Source organism: Streptomyces tyrfis, assembly GCF_037034285.1.
Classification (GTDB): domain Bacteria; phylum Actinomycetota; class Actinomycetes; order Streptomycetales; family Streptomycetaceae; genus Streptomyces.
Window position 1 is genome coordinate 36,644 of sequence record NZ_JBAGJZ010000007.1, and the last position, 24,514, is coordinate 61,157.

The following is a 24,514-nucleotide window of genomic DNA, read 5'->3' on the forward strand; positions in this document are numbered from 1 at the left end:
TGCTAACTTCTACACGTCTGTAGAGTTTGGCTCTGGTTCCGGCAACACAACGCAACGCAACCGTATGGAGACGACATGGCACTGTGGGATCGGATCAAGGAATCCGCTTCGTCGATGCAGTCGCAGCTGGAAGCTAAGAAGAACGAGCTGAAGAGCGGGGCCTTCCGCGACGCGAGCATGGCGATGTGCGCCCTCGTCGCCGCCGCCGACGGTTCCGTCGACCCGTCCGAGCGCCAGCGTGTCGCCTCACTGATCGCCTCCAACGACGTCCTCCAGAACTTCCCGGTGGACGACCTCCAGCGCCGCTTCAACGACTACGTGAACAAGCTCACCGCCGACTTCGACTTCGGCAAGGTCAGCGTGCTCCAGGAGATCGGCAAGGCGAAGAAGAAGCCGGCCGAGGCGCGTGCGGTCATCCAGATCGGCATCGTCATCGGCGGCGCCGACGGCCACTTCGACGAGAAGGAGCGGGCCGTCGTCCGGGAGGCGTGCTTCGCGCTCGACCTCCCGCCGCACGAGTTCGACCTGTAGGCCCCGGAGGACCGGTTCCGGCGGGCCCGGCGGCTCCCCGGCTCCTCCCGGTCCCTACGCCCGGCGGGCCGCTTCCCGGCTCTTCCCGGGCCCTTTCGCCGGCGGGCCGCTTTCCCGGTCCGCCCGCATACCGCCGGAGCGACCGCGGACCGGCTGACCACCGGTCCGCGTCCGGCAGGCCGGGGGTGTCCAACTCCCCCGATGCGCACCCCCGGCCACCCTCTTCCCGCCACCCACGCCCCCACCCGCGCCCGCCGTCACAGCTCCTTGGCCGGCCAGTCCAGCAGCCGCGCGCCGATCACCGCCGTCTGCAGGGTGTAGCGATGCATCGGGTCGGCCGGATCGGCCCCCGTCAGCTGGTGTATCCGCTCCAGCCGGTAGGTCAGCGCCCGCACGCTCAGCGACAGCCGGCGGGCCGTCTCGGCGGCCACACAGCCCGCGTCGAAATAGGCGATGAGCGTGTTGAGCAGGGGCTCGGCCCCGCCGCGCGCCCGCTGGAGCGGGCCGAGCTGACTGCGCACCAGATCGGCCATGGCCTGCCGGTCCCGGGTCAGCACCGGATAGACCAGCAGATCGGACGCGTACAGCACCGGGTCGTCCAGATCCATCCGCTCCGCGAGGTCGAGCGCGTCGAGCGCCTCGTCGTAGGAATGGACCACGCCCCCGGGGCCGGGATGCGGGCGGCCCACCGCGACCCGCCCGCCGTCCGTCGCCGCGTGCGACTGCTTGGCGAAGTACCGCAGCACGTCGGGCTGACCGGCCGGGGCGACGCAGACCAGCCGCCCGTCCTTCGTCGTGATCAGGATCTTCCGGCCGCCGAACCGGGCGAGCATCGCCGCCTCGACCGTGCGCGGCACGGAATCGGTCTCCGTGTACGCCTCCGGGCCGGTGGCCACCGCGACCGCGTGGGCCCGGGAGAGCCGCAGCCCGAACCGGGTGGCCCGCTCCGCGAGCCGGCCCAGGTCGCTGCGCCCGTACAGCAGGTCGTCGATGAACTCCCGGCGCGCCGCCTCCTCGCGCCGCACGGCGAGCCGCTGGGACCGCTCGAACCCGTCGGCGAAGGCGTCCACCGCGTGCTCGACGGCGGCCAGCACGGACTCGGTCGTCGTGGCGTCGGCCGAGGGGCCGCACGGCCATTCGGCGCGGGTCGCCGCCAGGTGGAGGCCGACCAGGGCGCGTATCTGGAAGCCGTCCTCGGCGGCCCGGCGACCCATCTCCCGGCGGGTGTCCAGCTCGTCGCGGGTCAGCCGGCGGCCGGTCTCGGCGACCTCGGCCAGGATGCGGGCGTAGTCACCCAGGTATTCGTCGGGAATCTCCGGCGCGGCCACGCGTACTCCTCTTGCTCCATGCTCCGACAGCGATCCCGGCGCCCGTCCCGCGCCGCTCCGGACGCTGCCGGTGCCCGGCATCAACAACGCATAAAGATTGCCGGATCCCGGCAGTGCTTTTCCACCGGCCCGGATGACACGATCGGTTCAGCACAACGGGGGAAAACCGGGGGAAAACCGGGGGAAAACGGGGGATCCACGGGGGAAGACCCGGCTGTCGCGGCACCGCTCTGCGCGGGCCGCGGCACCGGGGCCGCCCGGCGCCCTCACCGAACTCACCGAACTCCCGCGAGAACAGACAGGGGTGGACCGATGGAGGAATTCCTGAGCGCGGCGACCGCCTTCCCGGCGGTTCTGTTCGGTGCGGCACTGGTCGTGGTCGTCTTCTTCTGGCTGCTGGTGCTGGCCGGAGCCGCCGACCACCATTCCTTCGACGGGGACCTCGACACCGGTCTGGCCGGGATCGGCGGGGTGCCGGTCACCGTCTCGGTGTCGGCGTTGGTCGTCATCGGCTGGTTCACCAGCCTGACCGGTACCGTCCTGCTGCATCGCGGCGGCGCCACCGGCACGCTCCGGGCGGTGCTCGCCTGCGCGGTGCTCGCGGGGGCGCTGCTGATCGCCTGGACCGCCACCCGGACACTGGTACGGCTGCTGCGCCGCCGCCTCCCGGAGCTGCCGCCGCCGTCGCGGCAGGACTTCATCGGCCGGGTCTGCACGATCCGCACCGGCTCGGTGAGTTCCGACTTCGGCCAGGCCGAGGTCGTGTCGGACGACGGTTCCACGGCGATCGTCCAGGTCAGGCTGTTGCGCCCGCCGGACGCGCCGCTGCTCGTCGCGGGCAGCGCGGGGCTGCTGTACGCGTACGACGACGAGGGCGAGTTCTTCTGGGTCTCGCCGTACGACAGGGCGCTGGACCCGGGCCCACCGGCGCCGCCGGGTCCACCGGTACGCCGTGACGCCCGGCGCGCGGCCTTACGGTCCGGGGCGCGGAGCGTCCCCCGCCACTCCGGCTGACCGGGCGCCGCCCGGGAACGGGGCGCACCGGAAACCGCCGCACCGGACGGGACGCACCCGGCCGGTCCGCCGCCCGACCCGGCCGCGCCTGATCCGGTCGTACCGGACAGGGTCGTACCGGAGACGGTCGCAGCGGGCACAGTCGCAACGGACCTGGTCGTACCGGACACGGCCGTGCCGGAATGTGCCGCGCCCGGACCGCCGGGGACCCACGGGGACCCGCCCGGACAGCCCCGGTCCCGGAGCCCGCCCGGACCGCCCGGATCCACCGCCGGGACCGCCCCTTCGGCCGGACGAGCCGCCCGGCCCCTCCATCACCACATCTCCGCCTTCCGCACCAGCCGTCAAGGACTGCCATGGATGCCATCACCCTGGGCTTCGGCGTGCTCGTCGCCGTCGTCCTGCTCATCGCCGTCGCCCTGCTGCTCGTCATCAGCAGGCTCTTCCGCAAGGTGGAGCAGGGCAAGGCGCTGATCATCTCCAAGACCAAGAAGGTCGATGTGACCTTCACCGGGGCCGTCGTCCTGCCGGTGCTGCACAAGGCCGAGTACATGGACATCTCGGTGAAGACCATCGAGATCCGCCGCACCGGGCGCGAGGGCCTGATCTGCAAGGACAACATCCGCGCCGACATCCACATCAACTTCTTCGTGCGGGTCAACAAGACCGTCGAGGACGTCATCAAGGTCGCCCAGTCCATCGGCACGGAACGGGCCAGCGACAAGGCGGCGATCCAGGAGTTCTTCGGCGCGAAGTTCGCCGAGGCGCTCAAGACGGTCGGCAAGCAGCTGGACTTCGTCGACCTGTACACCAAGCGCGAGGAGTTCCGGGACCGGATCATCCGGGTCATCGGCACCGATCTGAACGGCTACCACCTCGACGACGCCGCGATCGACTTCCTGGAGCAGACGCCGATGGCGCAGCTCGACGGCGCCAACATCCTCGACGCGCAGGGCATCCGCAAGATCACCGAGCTGACGGCGATCGAGCACGTGCGCACCAACGAGTTCCAGCGCACCGAGGAGAAGGAGATCACCCGGCAGAACGTCGACGCCCGAGAGACCATCCTGGAGCTGGAACGCCGGCAGGCCGAGGCGGAGATCAAGCAGCGCCGCGAGGTCGAGACGCTGCGGGCGCGCGAGGAGTCGGCGACCGCCAAGGTGCAGGAGGAGGAACGGCTGAACGCCCAGGGCGCGTTCATCCGCACCGAGGAGCAGCTCGGCATCCAGCGCGAGAACCAGGCCCGGGAGGTCGCCGTCGCGCAGAAGAACCGCGAGCGGGTCATCGCCGTGGAGAACGAGCGCATCGAGAAGGACCGGCTGCTGGAGGTCATCGCGCGCGAGCGGCAGACGGAGCTCGACCGGATCGCCGCGACGAAGGAGGTCGAGGCCGAGCGCCGCGAGGTCGCGGACGTGATCCGGGAGCGGATCGCCGTGGACCGGACCGTCGCGGAGCAGGAGGAGTCGATCAAGACACTGCGGGCCGTCGAGGAGTCGGAGCGCACCCGCCGGGCGGTCATCATCGCCGCCGAGGCCGAGGCGCAGGAGAACCTGGTCAAGGACATCAAGGCCGCCGAGGCGGCCGAGGCGGCGGCCGCCCACCGGGCCGCCGAGCAGCTGACCCTCGCCGAGGCCCGGCTGAAGACCGCGGACCTGGACGCGCAGGCCAAGCTGCGGCTGGCCGAAGGCGTCCAGGCGGAGTCCGCCGCGCCCGGGCTCGCGGAGGTCCAGGTGCGGGACGCGGCGGCCGAGGTCATCGAGAAGACCGGTCTCGCGGAGGCCGAGGCCACGTCCGCGCGGCTCAGGGCCGAGGCGGAGGGGGCCAGGCTCAAGGCCCTCGCCGAGGCGGAGGGCACGCAGGCCCAGGCGACGGCCGACGCGGCGATGATCGGCGAGAAGCTGAAGGCCGAGGCGGCCGGGCTCACCGAGAAGGCTGCGGCGATGGCGGCGCTGGACGACGCCTCCCGCGGACACGAGGAGTACCGGCTGCGGCTGGCCGCCGAGAAGGAGATCCGGCTGGCCGGGCTGGACGTGCAGCGGCAGGTCGCGGAGGCGCAGGCGACGGTGCTGGCCACTGGCCTGGAGAACGCCGACATCGACATCGTCGGCGGGGAGTCGGTCTTCTTCGACCGGCTGGTCTCGGCCGTCTCGATGGGCAGGAGCCTGGACGGGTTCGTCGAGAGCTCGGACACCGCGAAGGCCCTGGCCGGACCGTGGCTGGACGGCAGCTCGTCGTTCACGGACGACCTGACCCGGATGCTGGGCTCGGTGTCCACGGCCGATGTGCGGAACCTGACGGTGTCGGCGCTGCTGACCCGGCTGATGCGGGCCCCGGGCGCCGGGATCGCGCCGGAGCAGGTGGGCCGGCTGCTGACCGCCGCCCGGGAGTCGGGCCTGGCCGACCTGCCGGTCTCGGCGCTGACGGGCGCGGCGGTCGGCGGCGCGGCGGACGGCGGGGCGACGGCTCCGGCCGCCGGGGCGGGCGTGCCCGCCGCGCAGAACGGGTCGCCGGTCGGCTGACCCTCCCGTCCGGGCCGGGCCGGGACCGGGTGCCGCGCGCACCGGACCGGCCCGGACCGGGCGCGAGGCCGAGGCCGGGCCGTCACATCGCCGTCGTCCGGCCGGGGGCCGGACCGCGTGCCGGGCGTCGCCCGGCGGCGGCGCGCTCGACGACACGGCCCAGGACCCGCCCGGGGCCGCGGCGGCAGGGCCCCGCCCCGGGCATCCCGGGGCCCGTCCGGTGACGTCACTCACCGTCCCCCGTCACCGGACGGGCCCGCACACCGCCGAACCGGGCCCACGCACCACCGGAAGGCCCCGCGCTCCCGGGGGCGCGGCTCCTCCGGGAGGACTCGCGTCTCCAGGAGGGCACCGCACCACCGGGAGGCGCCGGACCACCGGGAGCCCGCACCACCCGGGTCCCGCACGGCCGGACGGGCCGGCCCGCCCCGCAGCCCCGCACCACCGCACCACCGGGCAGCCCCGTCGCCGTCCCGCCCCGCAGCACACATCTCGTAGGGAGCCGTACGCATGGACACCGACACCACGACCGCACCGCCCGCCGGCGGCCCCGCGGACGCGGAGACGTACGTCGGGACGACCCACGACACCGGCACGCCCGACAGCGGCGCGCGCCCCGGCGGTCCGGCCCGCGGCGAGGACGCGCCCGACGGCGACGCGTACGACTCCGGCACGTACGACGTGCTGCGCCGCCGGCTCCACGACCGGGCCGCCGAACTCGCCCGCCGCGCCGAGGCGCTCAACGCGCGCCGCACCGAGGAGTTCGGGTCGACCGAGCTCCGGCTCACCGGCACCGAGCGGGTCCGCACCCGGCACGCGTCCGTCGCCCGCGATCTGGTGGCCGTCGGCGGGCGGCTGCTGTTCGGCTTCGAGCGCGGCCCCGGGGCCCCGGACCCGGCCGGGGTCGAGGACGTACTGGCCCTGCACGGCCCGGAGTTCGCGGAGCCGGAGCCGGACGGGGCCGACGAGCCGCACGGGGGCGGGCTGCTCGGCGACGCGGACTTCGTCCGCGAGTTCACCGCCCTGCACCGCTACTACCGCGACGCCCGGCTGCTGCGGCTGCGCCGGGTGGACGGCAGGCTGCTCGCCGTCTTCCGCACCGGCGAGAACGCCGACGGCGTCCGGGTGCTGCGCTGGGCGATCGGCCCGGACGGCGCGCCCGGCGCGTTCCTGGACGCGCGCGGCGACCGCGACCACGTCTTCCCGCCGTCCCACGACTTCACCTGGACCGCGGCCGGCCGCGAGTCCCACGTCCCGGGCCGGCACCCGCACATCGCGATCGGCGGGGACGGCGGCGGGAACGGGGCCGTCCTCTTCGTCGACACCCTGGGCGGCTCCCTCACCGTCAAGACCGTCGACGACACCGACACCCCCGAGGGCATCTACCAGGAGCCGGTCACCGAGCCCCTCCAGTCCCTCGCGGACGCCGACGTCGAGCACGCCGCCGTCGGCTCGCTGGTCCTGCTCCGGGTCCGCCCGTACAAGGAGGAGGAGTGGCGGTACCTGGTCTTCAACACGCTGCTGGGCGCCGTGACGCGCCTGGACGGCATCGGGCCCGCCTGCCACCGGCTCCCGGAGGACCAGGGGATCATCTTCCCCGGCGGCTACTACCTCACCACCGGCGGCGCGAGGACCTTCGACATCGCCGAGCCGCTCGCCGAGCCGGTGTTCGAGGGCGCGGTCCGCTCGCCCAACGGCGAGGACGTGCTCCACGTCTTCCGCTCCCCCGTCGACGGGCGCGCCCTGCTCCTGCCGTACAACCTGATCCGGCAGGAGGTCGCCACCCCGCTCCAGGGGCGCGGCCACGCCCTGCTCGACGACGGCACCCTGGTGCTGCTGAAGGCGGACGGCGGTGACGAACCGGCCCGGGTGCACCCGGTGCAGGTCTGGCGGACCCCGTTCGTCTCCGAGACGTACGCCGCCTCCCGCCCCGCCGGGACGGGCCCGCTGGCCCGGATCGGCAACGCCGACCTGGTGCGCGGCGTCTCCGACCTGCTGGCGCTCGCGCACAGCGCCGCCGAGACCACCCCCACCACCGCCGTGTACGCGCGCCTGGTCGCGGACTGCACCCGCGCGGGCGACCGCTACCACTGGCTGTCCGACCCCGAACTCGGCGACCTCGCCGCCCCGTTGGCGGAGCTGCGGGAGACCGCGCAGCAGGTCGTCGGGGAGTTCGAGACGGTACGGGAGCTGACCCGGCAGGCCGCCGACGCCCTGGCCGAGACCGCCGACCGGCTCACCGCGCTCGTCCGCCGGGTGCGCGGCGAGGCGCCGGAGTCGGCCGCCGAGTGGGTCGGCCGGCTGACCGAACTGCGGCAGGCGCACGGCCACTTGGCGACGCTGTCGGAGATGCGGTACGCGGACGCCGGGCGGATCGCGGAGCTGACCGCCGCCACCGCCGACGACATCGAGGCGGCCGGCCGGCGCGCCGTCGCGTTCCTGGGCCGGGACGACGCCTTCGACGACTACCACGCCGACGTCGACCGGCTGACCGCCGAGGCGTCCGCGCTGGCCACCGTCGCGGACGCCGCCGCGCTCGGCGACCGGCTGACGGCGATGACGGACGGGCTCGGCACCGTCACGGACGTCGTCGCGGGCCTGGAGATCGGCGACGCCACGGTCCGCACCTCCATCCTGGAGCGGATCGCGGAGGTCCTCGGCGGGGTCAACCGGGCCCGCGCCACCCTCGACGCGCGCCGCCGGGAGCTCCTTGACCAGGAGGGCCGCGCGGAGTTCGCTGCCGAGTTCGCGCTGCTGGGGCAGGCCGTCACCGGCGCCCTGGCCGCCGCCGGCACCCCGGACGCCTGCGACGACCAGCTCTCCAGGCTGCTGCTCCAGCTGGAGAACCTGGAATCCCGGTTCGCGGAGTTCGACGACTTCCTCGCCCAGCTGGCCGAGCGCCGCTCGGAGGTGTACGAGGCGTTCTCGGCCCGCAAGCAGGCGCTGCAGGACGCCCGGGCGCGCCGGGCGGAGCGGCTGGCCCAGTCGGCGGCCCGGGTCCTGGAGACGGTGTCGCGGCGGGTGTCGGCGCTGCCCGACCCGGACGCGGTGCACACCTACTTCGCGTCCGACCCGATGGTCGCGAAGATCCGCCGCACCGCGGACGAGCTGCGGGACCTCGGCGACCCGGTGCGCGCCGAGGAGCTGGAGGGACGCCTGCTGGCGGCCCGGCAGGAGGCGGGCCGGGCGCTGCGCGACCGCGGCGAGCTGTACGCGGACGGCGGGACGGCGATCCGGCTGGGCCGGCACCGGTTCGCGGTGAACACCCAGCCGTTCGACCTGACGCTGGTCCCGCACGGGGACGGGCTGGCGTTCGCGCTGACCGGCACCGACTACCGGGCCCCGGTCACCGACCCGGGGTTCGCGGCGACCCGCCCGTACTGGGACCGGACGCTGCCCTCCGAGTCGCCGCGCGTGTACCGCGCCGAGCACCTGGCCGCCCGACTCCTCGACGAGCACGGCGCGGACGCCCTCGCCGCGCTGGACCGCGCCGAACTCGCCTCGCTGGTAAGGAAGTCGGCGGCGGACGCGTACGACGAGGGGCATCAGCGCGGGGTGCACGACGAGGACGCGACCGCAATCCTCGCCGCCCTGCTCGAACTCCTCCCCGCGGCGGGGCTGTTGCGCTTCCCGCCCGAGGTGCGGGCGGCGGCCCAGCTGTTCTGGGCGTACGGGACGGACGAGGCCCGGCGCGCCTCCTGGACCCGGCGGGCGGTCTCGCTGGCCCGCGCCCGCGAGACGTTCGGGCTCGCGCCCGCCGTGGCCGCGCTCCAGGAGGAGTGGGCGGGCGTCATCCGCGACCAGTCCCGCCCCGCACGGGACGCCGGCCGGGGCGATTCCCGTTCCGCACGGGACGCCGGCCGGGGCGAGGATTCCGGGACCGGCGGGGAGGCCGGCCGCCCCGCCGGGGGCGACGGCCCGGCCCCCGAGGCCCCCGATCCCCGTGCCGTCGCCGCGTATCTCTTCGAGGAGCTGACCGGCGGCCCCGCCGGTTTCGTCACCGGCGCCGCCGTCCGCGCCTTCCTGGACAAGTTCCGCCACGCCACCGGCTCCTCGGCGTACGACGAGGACCTGGCCGCGCTCCACGACGACCTGCCGGCCCGCCGCCAGCTGGTCGAGGGCTGGCTCACCTCGTACGCGGCGGCGAGCGGCACCGTGATCGAGCCGGGGGACCTGGCGGAGGCGGTCGCCGTGGAGCTGTGCCCGCCGCCGGTCCTCGACCGGTACGACCTCGCGGCGCCGCTCACCGCCACCGTGGACGGCCTGCTCGGCGCCCATCCCCGCGTCGAGCGGGGCCGGATGACCGTACGGCTGGACGAACTGCTCGCCCGCACCGCCGAGTTCCGCGCCGTCGACGTCCCCGGCTTCCGCGCCTACCAGCGTCTGCGCGGCAGCCTGGTGGCCGCCGAACGCGCCCGGCTGCGGCTGGACGACCACCGGCCGCGCGTCATGCCGGCGTTCGTCCGCAACCGGCTCCTCGACGAGGTCTACCTCCCGCTGATCGGCGGCAGCCTCGCCAAGCAGCTCGGCACCGCGGACGCCGGCCGGCGCACCGACTCGCAGGGCCTGCTCCTCCTGGTGTCGCCGCCCGGCTACGGCAAGACGACGCTCATGGAGTACGTGGCCGACCGGCTCGGCCTGGTCCTCGTCAAGGTCAGCGGCCCGAACCTGGGCCACGACGTGACCTCCCTCGACCCGGCCCAGGCGCCCACCGCGACCGCCCGCCAGGAGGTCGAGAAGATCAACTTCGCGCTGGAGGCGGGCAACAACACCCTGCTGTACCTGGACGACATCCAGCACACCTCGCCCGAGCTGCTCCAGAAGTTCATCCCGCTCTGCGACGCCACCCGCCGCGTCGAGGGCGTGCGGGACGGCGAACCGCGCACCTACGACCTGCGGGGCAAGCGGTTCGCGGTGTGCATGGCGGGCAACCCGTACACCGAGTCGGGGGCCCGGTTCCAGATCCCCGACATGCTCGCCAACCGGGCCGACGTGTGGAACCTCGGCGAGGTGCTGACCGGGCGCGAGGACGTCTTCGCGCTGAGCTTCGTGGAGAACGCGCTGACCGCCAACCCGGTGCTGGCCCCGCTCGCCGGGCGCTCCCGCGAGGACCTGGCGCTGTTCGTGCGGCTCGCGTCCGGGGACGGGACGGCCCGCCCGGACCGGCTCGAACACCCCTGCGCGCCCGCCGAGGTGGAGCGGATCACGGCGGTGCTGCGCCATCTGCTGACCGCCCGGGACACGGTGCTGGCGGTGAACGCCGCGTACATCGCCTCCGCCGCGCAGACCGACGAGTCCCGCACCGAACCGCCGTTCCGGCTCCAGGGCTCGTACCGCAACATGAACAAGATCGCCGAGCGGATCGTGCCGGTGATGAACGAGGCCGAACTGTCGGCCGTCGTCGACGACCACTACGCCGGGGAGGCGCAGACGCTGACCACCGGCGCCGAGGCCAACCTGCTGAAGCTCGCCGAGCTGCGCGGCCGGCTCACCGCCGAACAGGCCGCGCGCTGGGCCGACATCACCGCCTCCTACGTCCGCGCGCGGGCCCTGGGCGCCCCGGACGACGACCCCCTGGGGCGGGCCGTCGCCGCCCTGGGGCTGCTCGCGGACCGGATCGCGGCGGTGGAGTCCGCGATCGTCCGGGCCGCCGACCCGCGCCACGCCCTCGCCAACCCGACGGCCCGGCACGCCGCGCCCCGCCCGGCGCCCCGCCCCGCACGGCCCGAGGACCGGTGAGCACACGACCCGAGGACCGGTGAGCCCCGACCGGACACCCCCGCACGCATGAGATCGCCGAACGCGCCGAACCGGTCGAGACAACGGAGGTGAGCAGGGCATGCTGGGGCACGTGCCGACACTTCCCCATCAGACCCGACGGACCACCTCCGGCGGCCACATGGTCGTCTGCGGCGACGACGCGCTCGCCCGCCGGCTCGCGGTGGAGCTGCGGTACGTGTACGGGGAGCGGGTCAGCCTGCTCCTCCCGCCGGGGCGCGACGCGAGCCACGCCGATCTGCCGCTGACCGGGCGGGGGCGGGCCGCCACGCTGTTCGGCCGGATGTCGGCGGCGATGAACCGCAATCCGGGCGGTCTCGGCAACGGCGGCCCGTCCGCGGACAGCGACGGCTCCGGCGTGATCACCCTGGACGGCTCCGACACCAACGCCGGGGTCGAGGCCGTCCGCATCATGGAAGCGGCCGAGCCCTCCTACGAGGCGTTCGAGGAGGCCGGCGTCGAATCGGCCGCCGCACTGGCTCTGGTCTACGAGGACGACGAACGCAACATCCGCGCCGCGCTGACCGCCCGCCGCCTCAACCCCCGGCTGCGGCTGGTGATCCGGCTCTACAACCGCAAACTGGGCCAGCATCTGGAGACGCTGCTGGACCAGGCGGCCGCCGTCGCCGCCCCCGGCCTCGACCCGGCCGCGCTGGACGCCTCGACCACGGTGCTGTCCGACGCCGACACCGCCGCGCCCGCCCTCGCCGCCACCGCGCTCACCGGCTCCAGCAAGGTGATCCAGGCGGAGGGCCTGCTGCTGCGCGCCGCCGAGCGCACCCCGCCCGAGGACGGCCGGGCCGCCGACCCGGGCCTGTGCACGCTCGCCCTGCTCTCCTCCACCACCCATGACCCGGCGGGCGCGGAGGGCTCCGACAGCAGCGGCGACGAGGGACCCCAACTCCTCCCGGACGCCCGGCAGGTGGCCGCCGCGACCGGCCGGGGCACGGTCGTCCTGGAGGCGGTGAGCCGGGCCGACCCGGCCTCCCCGCCGCCCCGGATGGGCGGCAGGGCCGCACCGCTCAGCCACATCTTCTCGCGGCGGCTGCGCTGGTCCGCGCTGGGCGTCGGCCTGTCCGTGATCGCCCTGGCCGTCGCGCTGACGCTCACCACCGACGACACCCCGCTGCACGCCGCGTATCTGACACTGCTGGACCTGTTCGCCATGGGCGACCCCGCGACCGAGGACCCGAGGGCCCGCCAGATCATCCAACTCCTCTCCGGCGTCGCCGGGCTGATGCTCCTGCCGCTGCTCGTGGCGGCCGTCCTGGAGGCGTTCGGCTCGCTGCGCGCGGCGTCCTCGCTGCGCCGCCCGCCCCGGGGCCTGTCGGGCCATGTGGTGCTGCTGGGCCTGGGCAAGATCGGCACGCGGGTGCTGGTCAGGCTGCGCGAGCTGGGCATCCCGGTGGTGTGCGTGGAGGACGACCCGGACGCGCGCGGCATCCCGGTGGCCCGGCGGCTGCATGTGCCGGTGGTGATCGGGGACGTCACCCAGGAAGGTGTGCTGGAGGCGGCGAAGATCGACCGCTCCCGCGCACTGCTCGCCCTGACCAGCGTCGACACCACCAATCTGGAGGCGGCCCTCTACGCCCGCTCGGTGAAGCCGGACCTGCGGGTGGCGCTGCGCCTGTTCGACGACGAGTTCGCGACCGCCGTCTACCGCACCCTGCGCACCGCCCACCCCCAGGCCGTGACGCGTTCCCGGTCCGTCTCCCATCTCGCCGCCCCGTCCTTCGCGGTCGCCATGATGGGTCGTCAGATCCTGGGCGCCATACCGGTGGAGCGCAAGGTGATGCTGTTCGCGGCGGTCGAGGTGGCGGGGCATGCGCAGTTGGAGGGCCGCACGGTGGAGCAGGCGTTCCAGGCGGGCGCGTGGCGGGTGCTGGCCCTGGACGCCACCCCGCCCGGGGACCGCCGCCCGGACCTGACCTCCCCCGTCCCCGGCGGCCCGGCCGGCCCGTCGGGGCTGGTGTGGGACCTGCACCCCGGGTACGTACTGCGGCCGGAGGACCGCGTGGTGATCGCCGCGACCCGCCGCGGCCTGGCCGAACTGCTGCGCCGCCGCCGTCCGTCGACGCCACGGCCGTAGCGCGGTGGCGCGGTGGCGCGGTGGCGCCGTAGCACGGTAGCGCCTGCCCGGCGCGCACCGCCGCCCGAGATCGGCACTCGGTGCGGGCGCCTGCGCTCTTTGAGAGCATGCGATGGCCAACCTGCGGAGCAGGCACGCGAGATGCACCCTGTCGGTCGGTGAGGAGAGTGGATTGTCCGCTGATTCGAATCCCCCTGCGGCAGGCGACGTCGGATGGCGGGCAGCCGGATGCCGAACCCGCTGCCGCAGCATCCGGAAGCCTCACTCCACGGCGTGACCTCGACGCTCGACAACGGCGGCCGCGGATATCGCGTCATGGGCGCCGGGAGGCTGTCTCAGTACACCCTCGCGGACCTGTACCACTGACGAGGCAGGGCCCGTTGATCGTCGGGGTGCTCTTGAGCCCGGCGCTCGGAACACGCCTTGTTAGCCTGCCCCCATGCGCGCGGAACCGGACCTCCTGAACGTGGTCGACATCGAGGCGACGTGCTGGGACGGGCAGCCGCCGCCCGGCGCGGTCAGCGAGATCATCGAGATCGGGCTGACCGTCGTCGATCTGCGCGCGGCCGATGGGGTCTCCCCTGCTCGAACGGGATCGAGAGCCCGGGGCAGGGTCGCCCGGCACCGGATCCTGGTCCGCCCGGCCCGGTCGGCCGTCAGCGCGTTCTGCACCGAGCTCACCGGACTGACCCCGGCCGAGGTGGACACCGGCGTCTCCTTCGCCGAGGCGTGCCGTCTGCTGGCGTCGGAGCACGCGGCGGGGATCCGCCCCTGGGCGAGCTGGGGCGATTACGACCGCAACCAGTTCACCCGCCAGTGCCGGGCCACCGGCGTCCGCTACCCGTTCGGCCACCGCCACACCAACGCCAAGATCCCCTTCACCGCCGCCCACGGCCTGCGCAAGCGCCCCGGCATGGCCCAGGCCCTGCGGATCGCCGGCCTTCCGCTGGAGGGCCGTCATCACAGCGGCGCCGACGACGCCTGGAACATCGCGGCCCTGATCCTGGACACGGCGGCCCGGGGCGCCTGGCCCGAGGACCCGGGCGACGCCTGGCCGGGCGCCCCGGGCCACGTACCCGGCTGAGGCCCGCCCGGCGCACCCGGCCGCCGCGATGCCCCGCCGCCGCGCGGCCGGAACGCCGGGGCATCGCGGCAGCAGGGCATCGCAACACCAAGACATCAGGGCACCTGAGCACCAGGGCAGCACCAAGACACCTGGGCACCTGAGCACCAGGGCAGCACCAAGGCACCTGGGCAGCGCCAAGGCACCAGGACATCAGTGCATCGGGCCGCCGCTACAGCACCCCGCCCATCGCGCCCCGCACCTCGTCCAGCGTGGCCCCGGCGATCTCGTTGGCGCGCGCGTTCCCGGCCCGCAGCACGGACCGCACATAGCCCATGTCCCGGGCGTACTCGGCCCGGCGGGCCCGGATCGGCGCCATCCGGTCGTTGACCGCCTCGGTCACCGTCCGCTTCAGCGCGGCGGCGCCCCCGCCGCCGATCTCCGCCGCCACGTCGTGCGGGTCGCGGCCCAGGCACAGGGCGGCCAGCAGGACGAGCGAGGACACCCCGGGCCGGGCCTCCGGCTCGTACGTGATGTGCCGTTCGCCGTCCGTCTTCGCACCCTTGACCAGCCGCGCCGTCTCGTCGGCGGTGGCGCCCAGCGCGATGGAGTTGCCCCGGCTCTTGCTCATCTTGGTGCCGTCGGTGCCCAGCAGCAGCGGTGCGGCGGAGAGCAGCGCGTCCGGCTCCGGGAAGACCTGCCCGTACCGCTCGTTGAAGCGGCGGGCGACGGTCCGGGTCACTTCGAGATGCGGCAGCTGGTCCCGCCCGACCGGCACCAGGTCGCCCTTGCAGAACAGGATGTCGGCGGCCTGGTGCACCGGATATGTGAACATCAGCCCGCTCACCGTCGACTGCCGGGAGTGCGCGATCTCGTCCTTGACCGTGGGGTTGCGGTTCAGCTCGGCCACGGAGACCAGGCTGAGGAAGGGCAGCATCAGCTGGTTGAGCGCGGGCACGGCGCTGTGGTTGAAGATCGTCGAACGCTCGGGGTCGACGCCGATGGCCAGATAGTCCAGGACCATCGCCTCCATGTGCTCGGCGAGCCGGTCGGCGACGTCCCGGTCGGTGAGCACCTGGTAGTCCGCGATGATCACGAAGACGTCCACCCCGAGCTCCTGGAGCCGGACCCGGTTGTGGAGGGTCCCGAAGTAGTGCCCCAGGTGCAGCGGACCGGTGGGCCGGTCCCCGGTCATCACCCGGAACCGCTCGGGGGCCTGCCGGATCAGCTCCTCCAGCTCCGCGGAGCGTCGCAGAGCGGGGGCGTCGGCGACGACTCCGGCGGCAGCGGCCCCGCCGTCGTCGGGGGTCGTGTCGGCGGTCGCGGTGGCTGCGTTCATGCGGGTTCTCTCCTCGTGGATACGGCCGGTACCGGCCGGGGGTGGAGGACGGCCCGCCGGATTCACCGGCTTCCGCGCCCGTACGAGGCAGAGAGAAGGGCCGTCCGATGTGAACGGCCCTGGTTCCGTGCGTGTGAGGCGGCCGCTCCTAGGAGGAGCGCCACCAGTTACGGCACGGCACGGAGGTCATGGGCAGATGGTAACGCGCCGACAGGCCCGGCGGTACGGCCCGCGGCGCGGCCGGCGGTACGGCCCGCGGCGCGGCCGGCGGTACGGCCCGCGGCGCGGCCACGGCGGTCCGGGCGCGCGGGGCGCTCAGACCCGCCGGACGGAGCTGGCCTCCGCGCCGACCAGGACGTTTGTTGAATCATGAACCAAATGGTTGAATGATGAATCGCGCAGGTGCGGGCATTCGCCCGACTTGTTCCGTACGTACTGAACTGAACGGAGATACGCCCATGTCTACCGCAGTGAAGCTTGCCGTCATCTACTACTCGTCCACCGGCTTCAGCGCCGAGATCGCCAAGGAGATCGCGGAGGCGGGCGCCAAGGCCGGCGCCGAGGTACGCCTGCTCAAGGCCGCCGAGCTGGCTCCGGAGGCGGCCATCGCTTCCAACGAGGCATGGGCCGCGCACGCCGCCGCCAGCGCGGGCATCCCCGTCGCCACGCCGGACGACGTGGAGTGGGCGGACGCCGTGATCTTCGGCACCCCGACCCGCTTCGGCAATGTCTCCTCGCAGCTCAAGCAGTTCCTGGACACCCTGGGCGGCCTGTGGGCCCGGGGCGCGCTGGCCGACAAGGTGTACAGCGGCTTCGTCACGACGGCCACCACCCACGGCGGCCAGGAGTCGACGCTGCTCGCCCTGTACAACTCCATCCACCACTTCGGCGGCCTGATCGTCTCCCCCGGCTACACCGACCCGGTGAAGTTCGTCGACGGCAACCCGTACGGCACCTCGCACGTCGACGCCCAGGGCAACAACCCGATCGCCGACCAGACCCGCAACGCCGCCCGCCACCAGGCCGAGCGCGTCGTCAAGATCGCTTCCGCGCTCAAGGCCGGCCTCGACGCCTGAGCCCGCGCGCAATCCGGCGCATCCACCACCGACACGCCCGTCGCCCGTATCCACGGCGGCGGGCGCGTCCGCGCGTGCGCGGCAGAGCAAAGCCCCCTGCGGAAGGCGACATCAGAGACATCACGCATGCGGAGCGGCGTCGGGACCGGTGCCGCGCGTCTCGCCGCAGGCGCCGTGCCACGGCGCCGCGACCGAGGTCTACGCGTTGTACGGGTTGCTGATGACGTGATGCCGCCGGGCGGTGGCCAGCACCCGCTCGGGAAAACGGGGACCCGCGACGTAGTGGCGGCCCTTCGTCCGGCCCACGGCGGTGAGCAACTGGGCCTTGGTCAGCGCCTGCATGTCGCGAGTCGCCTGCTGCGTGTTGATCCCCTCGGCCTTCTCGTAACGGGACCGGCGCACCCGCCCCGCCATCGCCACCTCATGGAGAGCCGTCACCTGCCGCTCGGTGATCCCGTGCGCGTCGGCCGCCTCCAGGAGCTGCCGCCAGCAGTCGTTGGACCGGTCGACTCGATGCCGTACCCGCTGGGCCTGCTGGTGATAAGCGAGCAGGTTGAACCTGATCCAGGGCAGGGTGTCCCGCTCCGGCGACCACACGGGGCCGCCGACCTCACGCAGGACCTTGTAGTAGTCCCAGGTGTTGCCCGGCATGCCCAGCCATTCCTCGATCGACGAGAACTCGGGCGCGAGAACTCCGCCCCGGGCGATCACAAGCGTCTGCAGCGACCGGGACATGCGTCCGTTGCCGTCGGACCAGGGGTGGATCTTCACCAGATTCAGATGCGCCATCGCGGCACGGATCAGGACATGACTGCCGAGGTCACCGCCGTTGAGCCAGTCCACCAGCTCACCCATGAGACCGGGTAGCAGATCCTGGTCCGGCCCCTCGTAGTCGGTGGCGAGTTCATCCCCCGGGGCCGTGATGCGGATAGCGGTCCTGCGCCACCGGCCGGCGATCTTGCGCGGATGGTGATGGCCCTGGAGCATCCAGTGGAGAGCGTTGAGAAGTTCCTTGCTGTACCGGAAGTCGTCGACATCATGGAGGGACTGGACGTAGGTCATGGCCTGCTGGTAGGCCAGCGTCTCCGCCTTGTTCTCGTCACTGGCCTCGATGGCATCCCTCTCACCGTCCAGCAGGTCGGCGACGTCCTCGGCGGCGACACGGTAGCCCTCGATGGTGTTGGACGCCGCGATGGCGCTGGCCGTCAGCGCCCTGCGCAGGTCGAGCGTCCATTTCATCGGGACCTGCTGCACGGCGTACCGCAGGTCCCCGCGCATCCGATCGACCTGCTCCAGGATCCGGAGGTCGGTTGATTCCAGGCGGGGCATCGCATACAGCATGACGCAATGATACCAAGCTTCTATCATTCCACCTGAAGCCGACCACCACGGCACAACCGCAGCCATGGCGGTCGCCGGTCACTTCTTGGCGTGCTCGCCCACATAGAAGAGGATCCAGACGAAGCCGGCGAAGAGATGCGTGGCGAAGACGTACACGAAGACGCGCAGCGCGACGCCGCGCTCTTTCCAGCGCTCGCTGTCACCGCTCCGGCTGCTCTCACCCACTGCTCCGCCTCCGTCCGGGAGGCGGGCCGCGTGCGACCCGCCCATTCCGTCCAGGGTACGCGCCGCCCCCGGGACCTCTCCGGGGTGCGGAATAGCCAGGAGGGCCGCCCCGTTGTAGGGTGTGTTCATATAGTTCAACGTTCAACAACCTGGAGGCGGGCCATGGAGTTCGGGATCTTCACCGTCGGGGACGTCACCACGGACCCCACGACCGGCAGGACACCGACCGAGAACGAGCGGATCAAGGCGACCCTCGCCATCGCGCAGAAGGCGGAGGAGGTCGGCCTGGACGTGTTCGCGACCGGCGAGCACCACAACCCGCCGTTCGTCCCGTCCTCGCCGACGACCACGCTCGGCTTCATCGCCGCCCGCACCGACCGCCTCATCCTGTCCACGTCCACCACGCTGATCACCACCAACGACCCGGTGAAGATCGCCGAGGACTACGCGACGCTCCAGCACCTCGCGGACGGCCGCGTCGACCTGATGATGGGGCGCGGCAACACCGGCCCGGTCTACCCCTGGTTCGGCAAGGACATCCGCCAGGGCATCCCGCTCGCCATCGAGAACTACGCCCTGCTGCACAAGCTGTGGCGCGAGGACGTCGTCGACTGGGAGGGCAAGTTCCGTACGCCGCTGCAGTCGTTCACCGCGACCCCGCGCCCGCTGGACGGCGTCCCGCCGTTCGTCTGGCACGGCTCGATCCGCTCCCCGGAGATCGCCGAGCAGGCCGCCTACTACGGCGACGGCTTCTTCCACAACAACATCTTCTGGCCCATGGAGCACACCAAGAAGATGGTGAGCCTCTACCGCCGGCGGTACGCGCACTACGGCCACGGCAGCCCCGAGCAGGCCATCGTCGGCCTCGGCGGCCAGGTGTTCATGCGGAAGAACTCGCAGGACGCTGTACGGGAGTTCCGCCCGTACTTCGACAACGCGCCGGTCTACGGGCACGGGCCGTCCCTGGAGGACTTCACCCGGGAGACCCCGCTGACCGTCGGCTCCCCGCAGCAGGTCATCGAGCGAACCCTGACGTTCCGGGACGCCGTCGGCGACTACCAGCGCCAGCTGTTCCTGATGGACCACGCGGGACTGCCGCTGAAGACGGTCCTGGAGCAGCTCGACATCCTCGGCGAGGAGGTCGTCCCGGTGCTGCGCAAGGAGTTCGCCGCCCTGCGCCCGGCCGGGGTCCCCGACGCCGCGCCCCTGCACCCGGCCGTCGCCGCCGCCCGCGGCGTCGCGGCCGGCACCGACACCGACACCGACACCGACACCGACACCATCGGCGCCACCGCCGCCGCCGTCACCGCCGCGAAGGGGGTCTGATCACCGTGTCCACCACGCCCGCCGCGCCCAGCGCGTCCTCCCTGCCCCTCACCGAGCCGCTGCGGATCGTCGCGGTGTCGGCGGGGCTGAGCAGCCCCTCCTCGACCCGGCTGCTGGCCGAACGGCTGGCCGGCGCCGCCCGCGAACGCCTGCTGACCGAGCAGGACCGCTCCGTCGAGGTCCGGGTGATCGAACTGCGCGATCTGGCCGTCGACATCGCCAACCACCTGGTGACCGGCTTCCCGCCGGCCGCCCTGGAGAAGGCGATCAAGGAGGTGGCGGAGGCCGACGGCCTGATCGCCGTGTCGCCCGTCTTCACCGCCTCGTACAGCGGTCTGTTCAAGTCGTTCTTCGACCTGATCGACAACACCGCGCTCACCGGCAAGCCGGTCGTGATCGGGGCGACGGGCGGCACCGCCCGCCACTCCCTGGTCCTGGAGCACGCGATGCGTCCGCTCTTCGCCTATCTGCGGGCCACCGTCGCCCCGACCTCCGTGTACGCGGCGTCGGAGGACTGGGGCTCGTCCGCCGACGAGTACACCGAGGGCCTGCCCTCCCGAATCCGGCGGGCGGGCGGCGAGCTCGCGGCCCTGATCACAGGCGGCCGGGCGGCCTCCGGGGCCCCGAGGACGCGCGGACTCGACGACGAGGTCGTGCCGTTCGAGCAGCAGCTCGCCGACCTGCGGCTGGACTGATCCGCCGGCCGGGCCGGGCCGGTCGCCCAGGAAGACGGGCCGGGGGGCCGGCGGCCGGGCAGACGGATCGAACTGACGGGCCGGGCGGACCGGCCGGGCAGACGGATCGAGCTGACGGGCCGGGGCGGACCGGTCGGGCAGACCGGCCGGGGCGGACTGGCCGTGCAGCCGGTCGGGGCGGAAAGGCCGGGCAGACCGGCCGGGGCGGAAAGGCCGGCCGGGACGACCGGCCCGGGACGTTCGGCCCCCTCGGTCCGGACGGTTCGGGCCGAACGGCCGGACCGGAGGGACCGACAGGCCCGCGCCACCTGCACATCTGTCCTGTTTGATTAGATTGGCGCGAAAGATGCGTCATGCGAAGCAGCCCATACCAGGCATACGGGGCTTCGACCCGTGCCCGGCGTACGCGGTTTCTCCGCATGCCGCCTCTGCGCACTGAGCCGAACCGAGCTGGAGGCAGAGATGGGCAGGATCGTGGTGGGCGTTGACGGCTCCGAGTCGTCGATCAAGGCGCTGCACTGGGCCGTACGCCAGGCCGAGCTGACCGGTGACACCGTGGAGGCCGTCAACAGCTGGGAGTACCCGGCGACCAGTTGGGCGTCCATGATGCCGGGCATGCCGGAGGACTTCGACCCGCAGGCCCTGGCGACCGTGTCGCTCACCGAGGCGCTGGAGGAGGCCCTGGGCGCCGAGGGCGCGGCCAAGATCTCCAAGGTCGTGGTGATCGGCAACCCGGCCCAGTCCCTCCTGGAACGGGCCAAGGGCGCGAATCTGCTGGTCGTGGGGGCGCGCGGCTACAGCGGTTTCAAGGCGACCCTGCTCGGCTCGGTCAGCCTGCACGTCACGCAGCACGCCCCGTGCCCGGTGACGGTCGTACGCGACTGACGCACCGGAGCCGGGCCACCGGTCGCGGATCCGGATGCCGACGGGGCGGCAGGATCAGGACCCCGACGGGCGGCATCCGGACCCGGACGCTGACGGGCAGGATCCGGACGCCGACGGGCCCGCACGTGTTCGTGCGGGCCCGTCGGCGTGCCGGGAGGCGCGGGGGCGGGGCCTCCCGTGCGGTTCATGGCCTCCCGTACACGTCATGGCCTCCCGCGCGGGAAAGTGCTCCCGCCCGAATGCCCCTGCTCATCCGGGTGACCCAGCTCATCCGGGTAGCCCCGCTCGCCCGCGTATCCTCGCTCGCCCGCGTAACCCCGCTCGTCCGGGCGGCCCCGCTCCAGCGGGAGGTGGTTCGTCTCCCTCGCGGAGGCGGAGTCCCGCCCGCGCGGGTGGATCTGCTCGTGCGTGTAGAAGAGGTAGAACGCCGTGACGAACATGCCGAGGCCGACCGAGAGTCCCAGCGCCGAGGACCGCAGCACGCTCGACCCGGTGAGCCCCACCAGCAGCCCGATCGCCGCGGCGGTCAGCGCCCCGTAGGCCACCGCCCGGACCAGGGGCAGCATGGCGTGCTGGGTGCGGCCCAGCACGTAGCAGAGCGCCCCGAGCACCACGGCGGTGATCAGGCCGTACCAGAACTGTCGGCCGCCGCTCGCGCCGTGGTTGCGGAGGATGAACGACGCGTACAGGCCGTACGCCGCGCCCAGCACGGCGGGTATGGCCCAGGCGAGCGTGCTGGGCCGGCGGGCCCCTGCCCGGCGCCGCGTCCGTCCGCGGGCCGGCATCGCTGCGTGAGTGGCCATGGCGGAGTGCTCCCTTCCGTCGCCCCGTTTCCCTCCAGCGCACACCCCGCCGCCCGGCCCGGCAACTCGGATGGCCCACGGCCCTGGGCACGGCGCCGCCGCACGCGATTTCCTGGAGGAGTGCGGACGTATCTCTCGATGGCGCTGTCGGCGGTGGTGCCGGCGGTGCTCGCCGTGCTGGTCCCGCTGAGCGCGTTGTGCGCCTGGGTGGCCCTGGAGATCGACGACACGGACCGGTACGTCGCCGCCGTCGCCCCGCTCGCCTCCGACCGGGAGATACGCGACACGGTCGCCGACCGGATCACCGACGCGACGATGGAGCAGGTCGACGCCGGACCGCTCCAGGGCACTCTGCGGGACTTCCTGCACCAGGCGGTGCTGTCCTTCACCACCACCGACGCCTTCCGGGCCGCCTGGACCGCCGCCAACCGCACCGCCCACCAGGCCGTCACCGCCGCCCTGAACGGCGAGACCGGCGAGGCCGTCGTCATCGACCTGGCGCCCGTGACCGCGCAGGTCAAAAGGAACCTGGAGGCGAACGGGGTGCCGTTCGCCGACCGGATCCCGGTCCAGCACACCGACATCACGCTCATCTCCGCCGACCGGGCCGACCAGTTGCGCCACACCTTCCGCCTGCTGCGCGCCGGAAGCATCCGGCCCGCCGTGGCCACGGTGGTGTTCGCCGCCCTGACCGTGGCCGGCGCCGGGCTCGCGGCGAGAACGCGCGCCGGGCCGGAAAGCGGACGCGCCGGGCCGGGGAGCGGACGCGCCGGGCCGGGGAGCGGACGCGCCGGGCCGGGGAGCGGACGCCCGGGGAGCGGGCGCGGCGCGGCGGCGACGCTCACGGCCACGACGGTGGTCGGATGCGGTTTCGCGCTGGGGGCGCTGGTGCTGCGCGCGGTGGTCGCGATCGCCCGGAACCGGGTGCTGGCCGAGGTGCCGGCCGACGAGACCGGCGGCGCGGCGGCGGTGTACGACGCGCTCACGGACTCGCTGCGCACCACGGCGTGGGCCGTGCTGGCTGCGGGACTGGCGGTGGCCCTGTGCGCGGAGCTGGCCCGACGCCGTGCCGCTCGCGAACGCCCCACGCCGTGACGGGCCCTGCCGGGGCGGTGGCGGCTCGACATGCGGCGATGGGCGGCCCGAGGAACAGTGGTGCCAGGACTGCCGGACGGGGGACGCCGACCACCGAACGAGGGACGACGCCTGCCGGACGGGGGCGGCGGAATCGGGAATGACGGAATCATCGGGAATGACGGAATCGAGGACGACGGAACCGGAGACGACGGAGAGGTCATCCAGATGCGAGCCATAGCCGTCAGCGCGTTGCGGGCCGAACCCGAACTGGTCGAGATACCCAAGCCGGAACCGGGGACCGGCGAGATCCGGGTCAGGGTCGAGTACGCCGCCCTCAACCCCTGTGACTGGCAGACCGTGCGGGGCCTCCCCGACGCGCCCGCGGCCCATGTCTTCCCCCTGGTGGTCGGCGTGGACTTCGCCGGGCGGGTGGAGAAGATCGGCCCCGGCCCGAACCGTTTCCGGGTCGGCGACCAGGTCTTCGGCCGCCTCCCCGGCCCCGCCGCGGCCCCCCACGCGGCCACCGCCACCGCCACCGCCACCGCCACCGCCACCGCCACCGCCACCGCCACCGCCACCAAGGGCAACACCACCACCGGCGCCTACTGCGACTACCTGACCGTGCCGCAGGACTCCGCCGTCACGCTCGTCCCGCCCGGCCTGTCCCTCAAGGTCGCGGCGGCGCTGCCGTCCGCCGGGATGGCCGCCGCGCAGATCCTGGAGGCCGTGGCGCTCCGCGGCCACGAGAGCCTGCTGGTCGTCGGGGCGGCGGGCGGCGTCGGCAGCTGTCTCGCCCAGCTCGCGGCAGCCCGGGACATCCGCGTGATCGCGGCGGTGCGCGGCGCCGAGCACGCGCGGATGGCGTCGCTGGGCGCCGCCGTCACCATCGACACCCAGGACCGCCCTCTGGCGGCGGCGGTACGGGAGGTGTGCCCGGACGGCGTCGACGCGCTCGTCGATCTGGCCTCCAGCACGTCGGAGGGCTTCGCCGCCCATGCCGCGCCGGTGCGCGCCGGCGGCATCGCCCTCACCACGCGCGGCGTCGCCGCGAAGGCCGCGCTGCCCACTGGCGTGACCGGCGTCGACTTCCGGCTCGAACCCACCCCGGTCCTGCTCGACGTACTGGCGGCGGGCGCCGCCGAAGGCGTGCTGCGGGTCCCCATCGACGTCGAGTTCCCGCTGGAGAAGGCCCCGCAGGCGCTCGACCGGAACCGGACGGGCGGCGCACGCGGCAAGACCGTCATCGTGCTCTGAATGACGGGGATGCCCTCAATGACGTGAGCGTCCTGATGACGAAGGTGCCCTGGTGACGGGTGCCCTGGTGACGGGACGCCCTGACGACGGCCGGGAGGGGCACGGTCGTGTGCGGGCGGCATCCGGCACGATCAGACTGGGAACGTCCGTCCGCCCGCCGCACACCGAGCG

The 24,514-nt window shown here is 73.5% G+C and carries 17 protein-coding genes; 12 read left to right on the top strand and 5 right to left on the bottom strand.

The window, feature by feature from the left end; translation table 11 throughout:
* Positions 1–75 precede the first annotated feature (75 nt).
* The gene (locus WA762_RS07370) at positions 76–531 is read left to right on the top strand and encodes a tellurite resistance TerB family protein (RefSeq protein WP_335933936.1); all 456 of its coding nucleotides are present in this window, start codon (positions 76–78) and stop codon (positions 529–531) included.
* A gap of 257 nt (positions 532–788) precedes the next feature.
* Here WA762_RS07370 and WA762_RS07375 read toward each other — a convergent pair whose 3' ends face one another.
* Complete coding sequence (locus WA762_RS07375; RefSeq protein WP_335933937.1) at positions 789–1,859, bottom strand: PucR family transcriptional regulator; 1,071 nt, start codon at positions 1,857–1,859, stop codon at positions 789–791.
* Between the two features lie 312 nt (positions 1,860–2,171).
* On the opposite strand from WA762_RS07375, the gene WA762_RS07380 reads away from it, so the two are divergent.
* The 5 genes from WA762_RS07380 (at position 2,172) to WA762_RS07400 (ending at position 14,343) form a co-directional block, all read left to right on the top strand.
* Complete coding sequence (locus WA762_RS07380; RefSeq protein ID WP_335933938.1) at positions 2,172–2,873, top strand: hypothetical protein; 702 nt, start codon at positions 2,172–2,174, stop codon at positions 2,871–2,873.
* Between the two features lie 356 nt (positions 2,874–3,229).
* Positions 3,230–5,392 (top strand): flotillin family protein, encoded by a 2,163-nt coding sequence (locus tag WA762_RS07385; protein WP_335933939.1) that lies wholly within the window; start codon positions 3,230–3,232, stop codon positions 5,390–5,392.
* 510 nt (positions 5,393–5,902) lie between these two features.
* Positions 5,903–11,131 (top strand): DNA repair ATPase, encoded by a 5,229-nt coding sequence (locus tag WA762_RS07390; RefSeq protein WP_335933940.1) that lies wholly within the window; start codon positions 5,903–5,905, stop codon positions 11,129–11,131.
* 100 nt (positions 11,132–11,231) lie between these two features.
* Positions 11,232–13,259, top strand: coding sequence for an NAD-binding protein (locus WA762_RS07395; RefSeq protein ID WP_335933941.1), 2,028 nt, complete (start codon positions 11,232–11,234; stop codon positions 13,257–13,259).
* 439 nt (positions 13,260–13,698) lie between these two features.
* Positions 13,699–14,343 carry a 3'-5' exonuclease gene (locus WA762_RS07400; RefSeq protein ID WP_335933943.1) on the top strand — a complete coding sequence of 215 codons (645 nt, stop codon included), beginning with the start codon at positions 13,699–13,701 and terminating at the stop codon, positions 14,341–14,343.
* Between the two features lie 211 nt (positions 14,344–14,554).
* On the opposite strand, the gene trpS is transcribed toward WA762_RS07400, so the two are convergent.
* Positions 14,555–15,661: a tryptophan--tRNA ligase gene (trpS, locus tag WA762_RS07405; RefSeq protein ID WP_335933945.1), complete on the bottom strand. Its 1,107-nt coding sequence runs from the start codon at positions 15,659–15,661 to the stop codon at positions 14,555–14,557.
* 458 nt (positions 15,662–16,119) lie between these two features.
* On the opposite strand from trpS, the gene wrbA reads away from it, so the two are divergent.
* The gene (gene wrbA, locus WA762_RS07410; protein ID WP_335933947.1) at positions 16,120–16,737 is read left to right on the top strand and encodes an NAD(P)H:quinone oxidoreductase; all 618 of its coding nucleotides are present in this window, start codon (positions 16,120–16,122) and stop codon (positions 16,735–16,737) included.
* A 198-nt stretch (positions 16,738–16,935) separates the two neighbouring features.
* On the opposite strand, the gene WA762_RS07415 is transcribed toward wrbA, so the two are convergent.
* Both WA762_RS07415 and WA762_RS07420 read right to left on the bottom strand, forming a co-directional pair.
* Complete coding sequence (locus WA762_RS07415; RefSeq protein ID WP_335933949.1) at positions 16,936–18,078, bottom strand: Fic family protein; 1,143 nt, start codon at positions 18,076–18,078, stop codon at positions 16,936–16,938.
* A gap of 78 nt (positions 18,079–18,156) precedes the next feature.
* Positions 18,157–18,303, bottom strand: coding sequence for a DUF6126 family protein (locus WA762_RS07420; RefSeq protein ID WP_335933950.1), 147 nt, complete (start codon positions 18,301–18,303; stop codon positions 18,157–18,159).
* A gap of 162 nt (positions 18,304–18,465) precedes the next feature.
* Between WA762_RS07420 and WA762_RS07425 the strand changes: the two genes are divergently transcribed.
* The 3 genes from WA762_RS07425 to WA762_RS07435 all read left to right on the top strand — a co-directional run bounded on the left by WA762_RS07425 (position 18,466) and on the right by WA762_RS07435 (position 21,209).
* A complete protein-coding gene (locus WA762_RS07425) occupies positions 18,466–19,629 on the top strand; it encodes an LLM class flavin-dependent oxidoreductase (protein WP_335933951.1) in 1,164 nt (387 codons plus the stop codon).
* Positions 19,630–19,634: 5 nt separating this feature from the next.
* The gene (locus WA762_RS07430) at positions 19,635–20,324 is read left to right on the top strand and encodes an FMN reductase (protein WP_443080541.1); all 690 of its coding nucleotides are present in this window, start codon (positions 19,635–19,637) and stop codon (positions 20,322–20,324) included.
* A gap of 462 nt (positions 20,325–20,786) precedes the next feature.
* Positions 20,787–21,209: a universal stress protein gene (locus tag WA762_RS07435; RefSeq protein ID WP_335933953.1), complete on the top strand. Its 423-nt coding sequence runs from the start codon at positions 20,787–20,789 to the stop codon at positions 21,207–21,209.
* Between the two features lie 203 nt (positions 21,210–21,412).
* Here the strand turns inward: WA762_RS07435 and WA762_RS07440 are convergent, their stop codons facing one another.
* Positions 21,413–22,012 carry a hypothetical protein gene (locus WA762_RS07440; protein ID WP_335933954.1) on the bottom strand — a complete coding sequence of 200 codons (600 nt, stop codon included), beginning with the start codon at positions 22,010–22,012 and terminating at the stop codon, positions 21,413–21,415.
* Between the two features lie 120 nt (positions 22,013–22,132).
* On the opposite strand from WA762_RS07440, the gene WA762_RS07445 reads away from it, so the two are divergent.
* Together WA762_RS07445 and WA762_RS07450 are read left to right on the top strand one after the other, a co-directional pair.
* Complete coding sequence (locus WA762_RS07445) at positions 22,133–23,107, top strand: hypothetical protein (protein ID WP_335933955.1); 975 nt, start codon at positions 22,133–22,135, stop codon at positions 23,105–23,107.
* Between the two features lie 207 nt (positions 23,108–23,314).
* On the top strand, positions 23,315–24,343 hold the full coding sequence (locus WA762_RS07450; protein ID WP_335933956.1) for an NADP-dependent oxidoreductase: 1,029 nt from the start codon (positions 23,315–23,317) through the stop codon (positions 24,341–24,343).
* Positions 24,344–24,514: the final 171 nt, after the last annotated feature.

Bases quoted from the DNA above. Each gene is read 5' to 3' on its own strand.
- WA762_RS07370 (WP_335933936.1), top strand. From the start codon at position 76: ATGGCACTGTGGGATCGGATCAAGGAATCCGCTTCGTCGATGCAGTCG.
- WA762_RS07380 (WP_335933938.1), top strand. From the start codon at position 2,172: ATGGAGGAATTCCTGAGCGCGGCGACCGCCTTCCCGGCGGTTCTGTTC.
- WA762_RS07385 (WP_335933939.1), top strand. From the start codon at position 3,230: ATGGATGCCATCACCCTGGGCTTCGGCGTGCTCGTCGCCGTCGTCCTG.
- WA762_RS07390 (WP_335933940.1), top strand. From the start codon at position 5,903: ATGGACACCGACACCACGACCGCACCGCCCGCCGGCGGCCCCGCGGAC.
- WA762_RS07395 (WP_335933941.1), top strand. From the start codon at position 11,232: ATGCTGGGGCACGTGCCGACACTTCCCCATCAGACCCGACGGACCACC.
- WA762_RS07400 (WP_335933943.1), top strand. From the start codon at position 13,699: ATGCGCGCGGAACCGGACCTCCTGAACGTGGTCGACATCGAGGCGACG.
- trpS (WP_335933945.1), bottom strand. From the start codon at position 15,661: ATGAACGCAGCCACCGCGACCGCCGACACGACCCCCGACGACGGCGGG.
- wrbA (WP_335933947.1), top strand. From the start codon at position 16,120: ATGTCTACCGCAGTGAAGCTTGCCGTCATCTACTACTCGTCCACCGGC.
- WA762_RS07415 (WP_335933949.1), bottom strand. From the start codon at position 18,078: ATGCTGTATGCGATGCCCCGCCTGGAATCAACCGACCTCCGGATCCTG.
- WA762_RS07425 (WP_335933951.1), top strand. From the start codon at position 18,466: ATGGAGTTCGGGATCTTCACCGTCGGGGACGTCACCACGGACCCCACG.
- WA762_RS07435 (WP_335933953.1), top strand. From the start codon at position 20,787: ATGGGCAGGATCGTGGTGGGCGTTGACGGCTCCGAGTCGTCGATCAAG.
- WA762_RS07440 (WP_335933954.1), bottom strand. From the start codon at position 22,012: ATGGCCACTCACGCAGCGATGCCGGCCCGCGGACGGACGCGGCGCCGG.
- WA762_RS07450 (WP_335933956.1), top strand. From the start codon at position 23,315: ATGCGAGCCATAGCCGTCAGCGCGTTGCGGGCCGAACCCGAACTGGTC.